The organism is Streptococcus mitis (assembly GCF_003942995.1).
Classification (GTDB): domain Bacteria; phylum Bacillota; class Bacilli; order Lactobacillales; family Streptococcaceae; genus Streptococcus; species Streptococcus mitis_CV.
The window spans coordinates 1-14,574 of sequence record NZ_RJOH01000013.1 but is presented as its reverse complement, the minus strand read 5'-3'; the positions used below and the strand labels follow the sequence as shown (position 1 = coordinate 14,574).

The following is a 14,574-nucleotide window of genomic DNA, read 5'->3' as shown; positions in this document are numbered from 1 at the left end:
AGAGATTTTCTAAGAATATAAAAACTCCCTAATTCCCTTAAAGTGGGAACTAGAGAGTTTTTTTTAATCTTTAAAGCTTGTATGGTTGACTGGGCCAGAACCATGACCGAGTTGAGGGGCGTCTTGGATGGCTTTCGTGATAAAGGCCTTGGCTTTATTGACTGCTTGATAGAGGGTTTTCCCCTTGGCTAGTTCAGCAGTAATCACTGCAGCAAAGGTACATCCAGTACCATGTGTATGACAGGTTTGAATTCGTGGACTTTCCCAGATAAATTGGTCATCCTTGGTAAAGAGGAAATCCTTAGCACCGCCTTCGAGATGCCCACCTTTGATGACCACAGACTGAGGACCAAATTCTTTTAAAATCAGGCGACCAGCACGCTGCATGTCTTCAGGATCATGGATTGAAAAACCAACAATCTCTTCTGCCTCAGGAAGATTCGGAGTGATAATGGTTGCAAGGGGAAGCAGATTTGTTTTTAGGTAGTCTCTGGCACTGGAATCAATCAGAGTGTCTCCACTAGTAGCGACCATAACAGGATCAAGGACGTAGGGACAATCCAGCTTTTTAAGATAGGGCTGGATGATTTCCATGATTTCAGTAGTTGCCAACATTCCAGTTTTTACAGCCTGAGGTGGAATATCCGAAAAGACACTGTCCAATTGGGCTTTCAACATTTGAGGAGAAACGTGCTCGATTAATTGAACGCCTCTGGTATTTTGAGCGACAAGGCTGGTCACAACGGCCATTCCATAGACATCTCTAGCTTGGAACGACTTTAAATCAGCCATAATGCCAGCACCACCACTAGGGTCAGTCCCTGCAATGGTCAAAGCAACGGGTAAATAAGTCATCTAAAACCTCCCAACCAACTGAAGTTTGTATTCTTAAGAACAAGCTAGTTTGTTTCAGGAAGGCAATAGAAGACTGCTAGTCCCCATTATCATTTCCACTTCCATCAGCTAGCATTACCTAGATTGAGTCAAAGGGTCTAACAGTCGTTAATCTCAGCTTTACGCACCCCTAGTGGTTGTTTTCTTTTTTCTTTAGTATAGCATATTTTTATTGTTTATATAGTAATATTTGACTGGAAATCCTTTATCAAATGATTAAAATTCTATTTTTTAAAGAAAAGATTAATTTCATAGTTGACAAATGTAGATTTTTGAAGTATACTAATAACTGTAATCGACAAATGTAGATTTAGGAGGTGTGATTATGCAGATTTCAGATGCAGAATGGCAGGTCATGAAGATTATTTGGATGCAAGGAGAGCAGACCAGTACGGATTTGATCAGGGTTCTGGCGGAGCGGTTCGATTGGTCCAAGTCGACCATTCAAACTCTTTTGGCTCGTCTGGTTGAGAAAGAGTGTCTGACTCGGAAAAAAGAAGGCAAGTCCTTTGTCTATTCAGCCCTTTTAACTTTGGACCAAAGTCGGGATTTACTTGTCCAAGATATCAAGGACAAGGTTTGTTCTCGTAGGATTAAGAACTTGTTGGCTGATTTGATTGCTGAATGTGATTTTACTCAGGCTGACTTGGAAGACTTGGAAGCTGTGATTTCTGAGAAGAAATCAAGCGCTGTAACAGAAGTAAGATGTAATTGTATGTAAAGGAGACGTCATGTTAAATATTATTGTAACCATTGTTTGTATTGCCCTTATCGCGTTTATCTTGTTTTGGTTTTTCAAAAAGCCTGAAAAATCTGGACAAAAGGCCCAGCAAAAAAAGGGCTACCAAGAGATTCGAGTGGAAGTCATGGGGGGCTATACGCCTGAGTTGATTATCCTCAAGAAATCAGTGCCAGCCCGCATTGTCTTTGACCGCAAGGATCCTTCACCATGTTTGGACCAAATTGTTTTTCCAGATTTTGGTGTACATGCGGACCTGCCAATGGGTGAAGAGTATGTAGTGGAAATCACGCCTGAGCAGGCTGGAGAGTATGGTTTCTCTTGTGGCATGAATATGATGCACGGCAAGATGATTGTAGAGTAGGAGGAGACTATGACTGAAATTGTAAAAGCAAGTCTTGAAAATGGTGTTCAAAAAATCCGTATCACGGCAGACAAAGGCTACCATCCAGCCCATATCCAGCTTCAAAAAGGAATTCCAGCTGAGATTACCTTTCATCGTGCAACTCCTTCAAACTGTTATAAGGAAATTCTGTTTGAAGAAGAAGGCATCTTAGAACCAATCGGAGTAGATGAGGAGAAAGTCATTCGTTTTACACCTCAAGAATTGGGTCAACATGAATTTTCTTGTGGCATGAAGATGCAAAAGGGGAGTTATACCGTAGTTGAGAAGACCCGAAAATCTCTATCACTTTTACAGCGTTTTTGGATTACTAGTATCTTTACTGTGCCTCTTGTGATTCTCATGATTGGGATGTCGATAGGAGGAATTAGTCACCAAGTCATGCGTTGGGGCACCTTTTTAGCCACAACACCGATTATGCTAGTAGCAGGTGGTCCTTATATCCAAAGTGCTTGGGCTAGTTTTAAAAAGCACAATGCCAACATGGATACCTTGGTTGCTCTGGGAACCCTAGTGGCCTATTTCTATAGCTTAGTTGCCCTCTTCGCTGGCCTCCCCGTTTACTTTGAAAGTGCTGCATTTATCTTCTTCTTCGTTCTTATGGGAGCCGTTTTTGAGGAGAAAATGCGGAAAAATACTTCCCAAGCTGTGGAGAAATTACTTGACTTGCAGGCTAAAACTGCAGAAGTCTTGCGTGAGGATAACTATGTTCAAGTCCCTTTGGAGCAAGTCAAGGTAGGTGACCTGATTCGAGTGCGTCCCGGTGAAAAGATTGCGGTTGATGGTGTCGTAGTAGAAGGTATCTCTAGTATTGATGAGTCTATGGTGACAGGTGAGAGTCTGCCTGTGGACAAGACAGTTGGAGATACCGTCATTGGTTCAACCATCAATAATAGTGGAACACTTGTTTTTAGAGCAGAAAAAGTTGGTTCAGAGACTGTTTTGGCTCAGATTGTGGATTTTGTGAAGAAAGCTCAGACAAGTCGTGCGCCGATTCAGGACTTGACGGATAAGATTTCAGGGATTTTTGTCCCAGCAGTTGTCATTTTAGGGATTGTGACCTTTTGGGTTTGGTTCGTCTTGCTCAGGGATAGTGTAGTTGTGCTTGGAGCGAGCTTTGTGTCTTCGCTTCTCTATGGAGTAGCAGTTCTGATTATTGCCTGCCCTTGTGCATTGGGACTTGCAACACCGACAGCCCTTATGGTGGGGACAGGTCGCAGTGCCAAGATGGGAGTTCTCCTCAAAAATGGAACGGTTCTACAGGAAATCCAGAAAGTTCAAACTATCGTCTTTGATAAGACCGGAACTTTGACTGAAGGGAAACCTGTGGTCACAGATATCATCGGCGACGAAGTAGAAGTGCTTGGATTGGCAGCTTCCTTGGAAGAAGCTTCTCAACACCCACTGGCTGAAGCCGTTGTGAAACGAGCGAGTGAAGCTGGACTTGAGTTTCAAACTGTTGAAAATTTCCAAGCCTTGCACGGAAAAGGTGTCTCAGGGCAAATCAATGGAAAACAAGTTTTGCTTGGAAATGCTAAAATGCTGGATAGCATGGATATTTCTAGCATTTATCAAGAAAAACTAGAAGAACTAGAAAAAGAAGCTAAGACAGTTGTTTTCTTGGCTGTGGACAATGAAATCAAAGGCTTGCTTGCTCTGCAAGATATTCCTAAGGAAAATGCTAAGCTTGCCATCAGTCAGTTGAAAAAACGAGGTCTTAAAACAGTCATGCTGACAGGAGACAATGCAGGTGTGGCGCGTGCTATTGCCGATCAGATCGGAATCGAAGAGGTCATTGCAGGTGTCTTGCCAGAAGAAAAAGCCCATGAAATCCATAAACTACAAGCGGCTGGAAAAGTAGCCTTTGTTGGGGACGGTATCAATGATGCCCCTGCCCTCAGTGTAGCAGATGTGGGAATTGCTATGGGTGCTGGAACAGATATTGCCATCGAGTCAGCAGATTTGGTGTTGACAACTAATAACCTCCTAGGAGTGGTACGTGCCTTTGACATGAGTAAGAAAACCTTTCATCGTATTCTGCTCAATCTTTTCTGGGCCTTTATCTACAATGTCGCCGGAATTCCGATTGCAGCAGGAGTCTTTTCAGGTGTTGGACTGGCTCTCAACCCAGAACTTGCAGGTCTAGCCATGGCCTTTAGTTCTGTATCCGTTCTGACCAGTTCCCTTCTCTTAAACTTTAGTAAAATAGATTAAAAGCGGGCTTGCTCGCTTTTTATACTCTTTGAAAATCTCTTCAAATCACGTCAGCTTTATCTGCAACCTCAAAGCTGTGCTTTGAGCAACCTGTGGCTAGCTTCCTAGTTTGCTCTTTGATTTTCATTGAGTATTATAAAACAGAAGCTAAAAACATTTTCAAACTGTATTGCAATAGAGAATAGAAACTTCTGAGCAGATTCTTAGTAAAGTCAAAATAAATGTGATAAATTAGTATTGTAAAAATTTACTGAAACGTTTTCAAAAACTATATGAAACCTTTTTTAGTAGATTTAAAAATATTTGAAGGAGAGTTATCATTATGACTCAAGGGAAAATTACTGCATCTGCAGCAATGCTTAACGTATTGAAAACATGGGGCGTAGACACTATCTACGGTATCCCATCAGGAACACTCAGCTCATTGATGGATGCTTTGGCTGAAGACAAAGACATCCGCTTCTTGCAAGTTCGCCACGAAGAAACAGGTGCTCTTGCAGCGGTTATGCAAGCTAAATTCGGCGGCTCAATCGGGGTTGCAGTTGGTTCAGGTGGTCCAGGTGCGACTCACTTGATTAACGGTGTTTACGATGCAGCTATGGATAACACTCCATTCCTAGCAATCCTTGGATCACGTCCAGTTAACGAATTGAACATGGATGCTTTCCAAGAATTGAACCAAAACCCAATGTACAACGGTATCGCTGTATACAACAAACGTGTAGCTTACGCTGAGCAATTGCCAAAAGTTATTGACGAAGCTTGCCGTGCTGCAGTTTCTAAAAAAGGTCCAGCTGTTGTTGAAATCCCAGTAAACTTCGGTTTCCAAGAAATCGACGAAAACTCATACTATGGATCAGGTTCATACGAGCGTTCATTCATCGCTCCTGCTTTGAACGAAGTTGAAATCGACAAAGCTGTTGAAATCTTGAACAATGCTGAACGTCCAGTTATCTATGCTGGTTACGGTGGTGTGAAAGCTGGTGAAGTGATCACTGAATTGTCACGTAAAATCAAAGCACCAATCATCACAACTGGTAAAAACTTTGAAGCTTTCGAATGGAACTATGAAGGTTTGACAGGTTCTGCTTACCGTGTTGGTTGGAAACCAGCCAACGAAGTGGTCTTTGAAGCAGACACAGTTCTTTTCCTTGGTTCAAACTTCCCATTTGCTGAAGTTTACGAAGCATTCAAGAACACTGAAAAATTCATCCAAGTCGATATCGACCCTTACAAACTTGGTAAACGTCATGCCCTTGACGCTTCAATCCTTGGTGACGCAGGTCAATCAGCTAAAGCTATCCTTGACAAAGTGAACCCAGTTGAATCTACTCCATGGTGGCGTGCAAACGTTAAGAACAACCAAAACTGGCGTGATTACATGAACAAAATCGAAGGTAAAACTGAGGGTGAATTGCAATTGTATCAAGTTTACAATGCAATCAACAAACATGCTGATCAAGACGCTATCTATTCAATCGACGTAGGTGACACTACTCAAACATCTACTCGTCACCTTCACATGACACCTAAGAACATGTGGCGTACATCTCCACTCTTTGCGACAATGGGTATTGCCCTTCCTGGTGGTATCGCTGCTAAGAAAGACAATCCAGATCGCCAAGTATGGAACATCATGGGTGACGGTGCATTCAACATGTGCTACCCAGACGTTATCACAAACGTTCAATACGACCTTCCAGTTATCAACGTTGTCTTCTCAAATGGTAAATATGCCTTCATCAAGGACAAATACGAAGACACAAACAAACACTTGTTTGGTTGTGACTTCCCTAATGCTGACTATGCGAAAATCGCTGAAGCTCAAGGAGCTGTTGGATTTACAGTTGACCGTATCGAAGACATCGATGCAGTTGTTGCAGAAGCTGTTAAATTGAACAAAGAAGGTAAAACTGTTGTTATCGATGCTCGCATCACTCCACACCGTCCACTTCCAGTAGAAGTACTTGAATTGGATCCAAAACTTCACTCAGAAGAAGCAATCAAAGCCTTCAAGGAAAAATACGAAGCAGAAGAACTCGTACCATTCCGCCTCTTCTTGGAAGAAGAAGGGTTGCAATCACGCGCAATTAAATAATTTCTCTCGTAGAAAATCAAAGATAAATTTATAGACTTCTTTATTAGCTTACTGCCGACGATTCCATCATTGAAACCATAAATTTCAATGATGGAATCTAGTGTGGAGCCTAGAAAAAGTCCCAAAGGATTTTTCGTAGTTTGATGAGCAAAGATTTGCCATCAAACTTGGTTCCACCTTGTTTATTCTTTGATTTTCATAGAGAGAAACTTGAAAAGATCGGAGCAATCCGGTCTTTTTCTGGAGGATAGTAAATGAATTTAAATCAATTAGATATTATCGTTTCAGATGTTCCCCAAGTCTGTGCTGACTTGGAGCGTATTTTGGATAAACAGGCAGACTATGTTGACCAAGGTTTTGCTCAGTTTACGATTGGCCGTCACTGTCTGATGTTGTCCCAAAATCATTTGATTCCTGTGGAAGATTTTCAGTCAGGAATCATTCTTCATATCGAGGTTGAGGATGTAGACCAGAATTACCAACGTTTAAAAGAGATCGGTGTCGAGATTTTACACGGTATTTGTGAAACGGATTGGGGAACAGAGTCCTTATTAGTTAAAGGCCCTGCTGGTCTAGTGATTGATTTTTATCGTATGAAATAAGGGGCTTAGTTATTTGAAGATAACCTTAATTATTCTTAAAACAGAATGTGAGAATATGAACTATTGAAAGATCGGAGCAATCCGGTCTTTTTATATAAAGAAATTGCATATATAAAAAAATTGCATATAAATAGTTGACAACGTTTTCTTAAAATCTTATAATAAAAATATAACAGCAGAAAATAAGACTGATATGGAAAGGAGAAATATTTTTTAAATAGCTGTAGTAAGTGAATTTTCTTATTTCACTGGAACTTGGGATTGAAATATCTCCATGAATAGATAGAGAGCAACCTTTTTAAACAATGTAGAAAGGAGTAGTCTATGTATAACATACTAAAACGAAGCCTTGCAACTTTTTCCTTTGTTTTAATTGCTTTTGTTAGCCTTTTCTTTATTAGCCAATATAAAAGTGAAATGTTGGGTGGATATAGTAAGATGATTTCTGTAGAGAAATCTACTACTACCATTAAGAAGGATTTAGAAGAGATTGCAAAAGATAAACAGAGTGTTTTAGCTCGTAGGATTGTTTCTGTAAAGGATAATGTTAGGGGAAAGACAGAAAATACCTATATACCAATTGGAGGTGAACTACCTGTAGATTTACCATTACAACAAGATCAAAACCTAATCCAAAATGCATCTGATGACACCTTATATTTGATTGTAAGAGGAAACTTAAGTGCACAGGAACTAGCACAAATTTTAAACCAAAAAGGACATCAAGCTATTGTTGAACAATCAAGTTCTGGTTTGACCTTGTTAAAGGTATTTTTGACTTATCCTCAATCGATTACTTTTACATTAGTTTTGATAATTGCTTTTGGGACTCTGACACTAGCTGATTACATAGCGAAACTGCGTTCTGTAAGTATAGAACGATTGTCAGGTAGAGGGAAATATCAAATTGCTTTGAGAAATATTAGCAAAGATAGTATTTTCTTAATATTGATAGCAAGTATAGTTTATTTAGCGACAGTTTTATTCTTATTCTCTACTAGAACTGTAAACATTTTGTCGTTAAGTCTAGTATTTTATCCTTTACTTTCTTGGTTATTTCTTTTACTTTTTTTAAATTTCTTTTTATCAAATATTTTTTACCATATTTTACAAAAGCAAGCTCTTAATCTATCCATAAAAGGTAAGGCACCTTTGCATCTTGTGTTCATTTTGGTTATTTTGACGCAGTTACTATCTCTTTTAATCGTGATGTATAGCGTTTATGGTGTTGTTAACTTAAATCAACAATTGTCAACATTACAAGTAGGACGAGATGAATGGAGTAAGCATTCTAATTATTTTGCTACTAATGAATTATATACTGGAGAGTCAAATAAAGACAGAGAAGCAGAAGTAGCTTTTTATTCAGAACTTAGTCAAAAAACAAATCTCCTTTATATAGATACAAATCTAGATAAAATTGCTTTTCAAAAGAGTTCTTCAGCTAATTCTTATTATCCTACCCCAGATATGGTATCAAATGAAATTCGTGTGAATCGACGTTTTGTTGAAAAAAGTGGAATTCAGTTGAGTATGGAAGCTCAAGCATTCTTTGAACAGATGGGAGATTTTGATCGTCTCGTGTTAATACCAAAGAATCAAGAATCAAACTTTTCAGAATTACATAAGGCTTGGTTGCGATATGAACAAAAAGGCTTTGCTCCAGATGATGCTCCTGTAAAAAAGAAAGATCCTAATGAGAAAATTGAGATAGCCACTTATCAAGGCGGTGAAAATCTATTTGTTTACCCTATCTTCACTTCGGTTAATTACTTAGTGAATCAAAATGCTTTTGTTCATGAACCAATTATTACTGTGTTTGGTTCTGCTTATGAAAATAGAACAATTCGCCAATTCTCTTTGGCACATTATATTTTTGATAAACCCGAGGTAGTGAAAGAATTGATTTCTAAATACAAGTTAACAGCTAGTATTGGTAGTTTTTCAAATGGCATGTATTCATTTGAAAATAGAATTCAAAAAGTAGAGACAGATAGATTTATATTATTTTTTGCGATGATTATTAGTTTTGTGAGTTCCATTTTATTGATGGTATTACTGAACACTCTTTACCTCTATCAAGGGCGCAAAACTTATTTCATTGAGAGATTAGCAGGGAAGTCACTTTTTGAAATTCATCATGTTTATTTTTCAATTTTATCTAGTAGCTATATTTTTTGTACTTTATTGTCAGTAATATTAGGCTTCAATTTGTTTGTAATTTCTATTCCTTTGCTCTCATTGCTATTATTTACAGGAATTTTTCTTCTTCAACTGAGACAAGATAAAAAGGCTAATATTTTATATCTAAAAGGAGGTTAGTATGATTGAATTGAAAGATATTTGTAAACAATTTGATGATTATGTTATTTTTAAAGACTTTAATTATCAATTTCATGAAGGTCAGACCTATGCTTTGATAGGTGAGTCTGGAGCAGGCAAAACAACTCTTTTAAATATTATAGGTAAGTTAGAAACTGTCCAAAGCGGTTCAGTAGAAGTTGATGGTAAGGACTTAAAACAAATTAAGGAAAAAATCTATTTTAAGGATTATGTAAGCTACTTATTTCAAAATTATGGTTTAATTGAAAATAAGAGTATTAAAGATAATTTAGAACTTGCATTTATTGGTAGAAAAGAAAGCAAAAAAGAACAAGAAGTTCTTATGAAAGAAGCCTTGGAGCATGTTCATTTACAATTAGATTTAAAACGTAAGATTTTTACTCTTTCAGGTGGTGAAGCGCAGCGTGTCGCAATTGCTAAAATAATGTTAAAGGATTCCCCAATAATCTTAGCAGATGAACCAACAGCCTCTCTTGATAGTAGGAATAGTCTTGAAATTATTGACCTTATTCTTGGATTACGGAATGAAAAACGTACGATTATTATTGCAACTCATGATAGTAGTGTATATGAACGAATGGATCAGGTTGTAGAAATTAGAAAGGAAAAGATATGAAAACAAAATTTAGTTTGACAACAATTTTTTTCCAAGTAATGATTTTTGGTTCTTCTCTCTTTGTAATACTGACTCAATTTGGTTTACTACGTCAACCTACAAAGCTAATTATACAGATGATTTGCTTACTAAGTTTGTTATCTTTAGCTATAGCGATTTGGAATTATGTACGTGAAGAAAAAGACTGAACAGATCGGAGCAATCCGGTCTTTTTATGGAGGATAGTAAATGAATTTAAATCAATTAGATATTATCGTTTCAGATGTTCCCCAAGTCTGTGCTGACTTGGAGCATATTTTGGATAAAAAGTCCGATTATGTTGATGACAGTTTTGCTCAGTTTACGATTGGCAGTCACTGTCTGATGTTGTCCCAAAATCATTTGATTCCTTTGGAAGATTTTCAGTCAGGAATCATTCTTCATATCGAGGTTGAGGATCTAAATCAGAATTACCAACGTTTAAAAGAGATCGGTGTCGAGATTTTACACGGTATTTGTGAAACGGATTGGGGAACAGAGTCCTTATTAGTTAAAGGTCCTGCTGGTCTAGTGATTGATTTTTATCGTATGAAGTAGGTAATTCTATTATCAAATTTTTTATCTAAACATTCTTGGAGTGAAACTTAAAAAGATCGGAGCAATTCGATCTTTTTTGTATTTATGCGACTTTCAGTCCGTCTCGCTCCGTTAGGTGCGAGACAAAAAACCACCCGTTTTCACGGGTGGTTATGATTTCTACACTTATTGTTTGGCTTCCTGTTTTAATTGTTGCACCTGTTCCTCGTACTGGACAAGCTCCCTGTCTTTTATATTGATAGTCGCTTCTGCTTCAGCAATGCGGCTTCTCAGATCTTGAGTCTTGTTATGGTGATAGCTAATACCAATAGCACTACCAGCAATGATCCCGATTACTAGACAAGTAAAAATCACCAAAATCAAGGGAGCAGATAGTTGTGTAAAGACAAGACTGACAGTTACTGTTTGACGATTGAGTAGACCAAATGAGATCACAATGACTAATAAGCTCAAACCGCCAATTAGATAAGCCTTATCTTTCAGTGACAATTCATTAAATTTTTTTAGCATAAGTTCCTTTTCTCCTGACTATGTTGATAGAAAACTACACACCATTTAGGTATTAACAAAATTCATTTTACTAGAAAATTTCGATACTGTCAATAATTTCTAACGGCTTATTTACCATCAATCAATCGATTCATTGAAAAGGAGTATTCATTTTCTAATATTTGATTGAGTAAACAGAACGGAGCAATTCGGTCTTTTTTCTGTTCCCTCTTTCTTATAACAAGATTGTGATAGTTTATATCTTTATAACAAAAGTTTTAAAGACTTGATTGTTTTGAAAGAATATTTTAAAATAAGATTCAGTAAAAATGAAAGAGGTTTTGAAAATGTCTGAAAAACAAATGAAAATTTTAGGTTGGGTAGCGACCTTTATGTCTGTTATGATGTATGTGTCTTACTTCCCACAAATCATGAACAATCTGGCTGGTCAAAAAGGAAATTTCATCCAGCCCTTGGTTGCTGCCATCAACTGTAGTCTCTGGGTTTACTACGGTCTTTTCAAAAAAGAAAGAGATATCCCCCTTGCAGCAGCTAATGCACCAGGTATTATTTTTGGCCTAGTGACGGTTATTACAGCTTTGATTTAAAAGGAACAGAGGAGACTAGTTTTCAGTCTTCTTTTTTGTTTCAGGGGAGGCTATTTACTTTTTCTAGAGGATAATTTTTTAAAAAACAATCTGATAAACTTAAATAGTAGAATAGTATCAGTATGTCACAGTATTTTATAAGAAAAGGTTTACAGAATAAGTTATAATATAAGTAAATGAACAAGCAAATAAGAAAGTGAGTAGAGTTATGACCGAAAAACTGACTTTTCCGGATGGTTTCTTGTGGGGCGGAGCGACAGCTGCCAACCAGTGTGAGGGTGCTTATAATTTAGAAGGTCGTGGATTGGCGAATGTGGATGTCGTCCCCATCGGTCCAGATCGTGAAGCCATTATCACAGGTCAGAAAAAGATGTTTTCGTTTGAGGAGGGCTATTTTTACCCAGCCAAAGAAGCTATTGATATGTACCATCATTACAAGGAAGATATTGCCCTTTTTGCGGAAATGGGCTTTAAGACTTATCGTCTATCCATTGCTTGGACTCGGATTTTTCCTAAGGGCGACGAAACAGTGCCAAATGAAGCTGGTCTAGCCTTTTATGAGGATTTATTTAAGGAGTGCCACAAGTATGGTATCCAACCTCTGGTGACTATCACTCATTTCGACTGTCCTATGCACTTGATTACAGAGTACGGTGGTTGGCGCAATCGTCGGATGTTAGACTTCTATGAAAAACTTTGTCGCACACTCTTTACCCGCTATAAGGGTTTGGTCAAATATTGGCTTACCTTCAACGAAATCAACATGATTCTCCATGCCCCCTTTATGGGAGCTGGGCTCTGTTTTGAAGAAGGAGAAAATCAAGAACTGGTTAAATATCAGGCTGCACACTATGAGTTGGTAGCTTCAGCTCTTGCGACAAAGATTGCCCACGAAATTGACCCAGAAAATAAGGTGGGATGTATGTTGGCTGCAGGGCAATACTATCCTAACACAGCCCATCCAAGAGACTACTGGGCAGCCATGGAGGAAGACCGCAAGAGTTACTTCTTCATTGATGTTCAAGCGCGTGGGGAATACCCAAACTACGCCAAGAAGCAGTGGGAGCGTGAGCGAATCGAGATTCAAATGACTGCAGAAGATTTAGAGTTGTTGAAGGACAATACTGTTGACTTTGTTTCCTTCTCTTACTATGCAAGTCTAGTAGCCTCAGGTGATCCAGAAGTTAAAGAATTAACTGCTGGAAATATCTTTGCCTCTCTCAAAAATCCTTATCTTGAATCCTCAGAATGGGGATGGCAGATTGACCCACTTGGTCTTCGTATCACCCTCAATGCTATCTGGGATCGTTACCAAAAGCCAATGTTCATCGTGGAAAACGGTCTAGGTGCTATGGATACACCGGATGAGAATGGTCATGTAGCAGATGACTATCGGATTGCTTACTTAGAGGCTCATATCAAGGCCATGCGAGATGCCATTTACCAAGATGGAGTTGACTTGCTTGGTTATACGACTTGGGGCTGTATCGATCTGGTTTCAGCTGGAACAGGCGAAATGAACAAGCGCTATGGCTTTATCTATGTGGATCGAGATAATGCTGGTCATGGAAGCCTCAAACGTAGCAAGAAGAAATCCTTCTACTGGTACAAGGATGTCATTGCCAGCAATGGTGCAATCATTGAGTAGATCACATTTATTCACTATTTTTATAAAATCTTCTCCCTACTTTATAAGATGTGAAAAAGAGTTCAACTGGAACTCTTTTTTTGCTATAATGAGGGGAGAAAAATCAGACAGGAGATCGACATGTCAGAACCATTATTTTTACAATCAGTTATGCAAGAAAAAATCTGGGGTGGTACCAAGCTACGTGATGAGTTTGGCTACGACATCCCAAGTGAAAAAATCGGAGAATATTGGGCCATCTCAGCCCATCCAAATGGTGTCTCTAAAGTTGCCAATGGTCGCTACGAGGGAACAGATCTTGCTACTTTATATGCAGAGCACCGTGAATTGTTTGGCAATCGTCCAGAACCTGTATTTCCACTGTTGACTAAGATTCTGGATGCTAACGACTGGCTCAGTGTTCAAGTTCATCCAGACGATGCTTACGGACTCGAGCATGAAGGCGAACTTGGAAAAACAGAATGCTGGTACATCATCGCTGCGGATGAAGGTTCAGAGATTATCTATGGTCACAATGCCAAGTCAAAAGAAGAACTCCGCCAGCAAATCGAGGACAAGAACTGGGATGCCTTGTTGACAAAAGTTCCTGTAAAGGCTGGAGATTTCTTCTATGTACCAAGTGGCACCATGCACGCTATCGGGGCAGGCATCTTAATTCTTGAAACCCAGCAGTCTAGCGATACCACTTACCGTGTCTATGACTTTGACCGCAAGGATGATAATGGCAACTTGCGTGAACTTCACCTTGAAAAATCTATCGATGTCTTGAATATTGGAGAGCCTGCCAATAGCCGTTCTGTGACTATCAAAGCTGATGATTTGCGTTCGACCTTACTTGTTTCGAATGATTTCTTTGCAGTTTACAAGTGGGAAATAACTGGAAAAGTTGACTTTGAAAAGACAGCTGACTACAGTTTGTTTAGTGTCTTAGCTGGCCAAGGTCAACTGACTGTTGATGGGAAAAACTATCCAATCCAAAAAGGTAGCCACTTTATCCTACCAAGTGATGTTGAAGCTTGGACCTTGGAAGGGCAAGGTTTGGAATTGATTGTTAGCCATCCATAAAAAAGAAAGGGCCTGAGTTTATGTACTGCACCCCAAAAGTTAGACAGAAAAAATCTAACTTTTGGGGTGTTTTATTATGAAATTGAGTTATGATGATAAAGTTCAGATCTATGAACTTAGAAAACAAGGATATAGCTTAGAGAAGCTTTCAAATAAATTTGGGATAAACAATTCTAATCTTAGGTACATGATTAAATTGATTGATCGTTATGGTGATCGTTATGGAATAGAAATCGTCAAAAAAGGAAAGAATTGTTACTATTCTCCTGAACTAAAACA

Annotated in this window: 14 protein-coding genes, 1 pseudogene and 1 riboswitch; of the genes and pseudogenes, 13 read left to right on the top strand and 2 right to left on the bottom strand. The window is 38.6% G+C overall.

Annotation, left to right across the window (positions count from 1 at the left end; all coding sequences use genetic code 11):
• Positions 1-63 precede the first annotated feature (63 nt).
• Entirely contained in the window at positions 64-855 is a 792-nt protein-coding gene (gene thiD, locus D8836_RS07920) for a bifunctional hydroxymethylpyrimidine kinase/phosphomethylpyrimidine kinase (RefSeq protein ID WP_000221736.1), read from the bottom strand.
• Positions 856-938: 83 nt separating this feature from the next.
• Positions 939-1,036: riboswitch (TPP riboswitch) on the bottom strand.
• A gap of 183 nt (positions 1,037-1,219) precedes the next feature.
• Between thiD and D8836_RS07915 the strand changes: the two genes are divergently transcribed.
• The 9 genes from D8836_RS07915 to D8836_RS07875 all read left to right on the top strand — a co-directional run bounded on the left by D8836_RS07915 (position 1,220) and on the right by D8836_RS07875 (position 10,485).
• Entirely contained in the window at positions 1,220-1,615 is a 396-nt protein-coding gene (locus D8836_RS07915; RefSeq protein WP_001167205.1) for a CopY/TcrY family copper transport repressor, read from the top strand.
• Positions 1,616-1,625: 10 nt separating this feature from the next.
• Positions 1,626-1,997, top strand: a complete 372-nt coding sequence (locus D8836_RS07910) for a cupredoxin domain-containing protein (protein WP_000932060.1) — start codon at positions 1,626-1,628, stop codon at positions 1,995-1,997.
• 9 nt (positions 1,998-2,006) lie between these two features.
• Entirely contained in the window at positions 2,007-4,250 is a 2,244-nt protein-coding gene (locus tag D8836_RS07905; RefSeq protein ID WP_125393652.1) for a heavy metal translocating P-type ATPase, read from the top strand.
• A gap of 322 nt (positions 4,251-4,572) precedes the next feature.
• Entirely contained in the window at positions 4,573-6,348 is a 1,776-nt protein-coding gene (gene spxB, locus D8836_RS07900) for a pyruvate oxidase (RefSeq protein ID WP_000191818.1), read from the top strand.
• 254 nt (positions 6,349-6,602) lie between these two features.
• Complete coding sequence (locus D8836_RS07895) at positions 6,603-6,950, top strand: VOC family protein (RefSeq protein ID WP_001052647.1); 348 nt, start codon at positions 6,603-6,605, stop codon at positions 6,948-6,950.
• 324 nt (positions 6,951-7,274) lie between these two features.
• Positions 7,275-9,272, top strand: a complete 1,998-nt coding sequence (locus D8836_RS07890; protein WP_084926647.1) for a DUF1430 domain-containing protein — start codon at positions 7,275-7,277, stop codon at positions 9,270-9,272.
• 1 nt (position 9,273) lies between these two features.
• Entirely contained in the window at positions 9,274-9,909 is a 636-nt protein-coding gene (locus tag D8836_RS07885) for a putative bacteriocin export ABC transporter (protein WP_084926646.1), read from the top strand.
• A complete protein-coding gene (locus tag D8836_RS07880) occupies positions 9,906-10,097 on the top strand; it encodes a hypothetical protein (RefSeq protein ID WP_000850052.1) in 192 nt (63 codons plus the stop codon). Before D8836_RS07885 ends, D8836_RS07880 begins: the two co-directional genes overlap by 4 nt.
• A gap of 40 nt (positions 10,098-10,137) precedes the next feature.
• Positions 10,138-10,485 carry a VOC family protein gene (locus D8836_RS07875; RefSeq protein ID WP_125393651.1) on the top strand — a complete coding sequence of 116 codons (348 nt, stop codon included), beginning with the start codon at positions 10,138-10,140 and terminating at the stop codon, positions 10,483-10,485.
• Positions 10,486-10,650: 165 nt separating this feature from the next.
• On the opposite strand, the gene D8836_RS07870 is transcribed toward D8836_RS07875, so the two are convergent.
• Positions 10,651-10,995, bottom strand: a complete 345-nt coding sequence (locus D8836_RS07870) for a lipopolysaccharide assembly protein LapA domain-containing protein (RefSeq protein WP_000913393.1) — start codon at positions 10,993-10,995, stop codon at positions 10,651-10,653.
• Between the two features lie 326 nt (positions 10,996-11,321).
• Here D8836_RS07870 and D8836_RS07865 point away from each other — a divergent pair, with 326 nt between their 5' ends.
• From D8836_RS07865 to D8836_RS07850, 4 genes and pseudogenes are all read left to right on the top strand, one after another.
• Positions 11,322-11,582: a SemiSWEET family transporter gene (locus D8836_RS07865; RefSeq protein ID WP_001291472.1), complete on the top strand. Its 261-nt coding sequence runs from the start codon at positions 11,322-11,324 to the stop codon at positions 11,580-11,582.
• Positions 11,583-11,790: 208 nt separating this feature from the next.
• On the top strand, positions 11,791-13,230 hold the full coding sequence (locus D8836_RS07860; RefSeq protein WP_125393650.1) for a 6-phospho-beta-glucosidase: 1,440 nt from the start codon (positions 11,791-11,793) through the stop codon (positions 13,228-13,230).
• A 120-nt stretch (positions 13,231-13,350) separates the two neighbouring features.
• Positions 13,351-14,295, top strand: coding sequence for a mannose-6-phosphate isomerase, class I (gene manA / locus D8836_RS07855; RefSeq protein WP_125393649.1), 945 nt, complete (start codon positions 13,351-13,353; stop codon positions 14,293-14,295).
• A 76-nt stretch (positions 14,296-14,371) separates the two neighbouring features.
• Positions 14,372-14,574: pseudogene (locus tag D8836_RS07850) on the top strand (hypothetical protein); the annotation flags it as partial.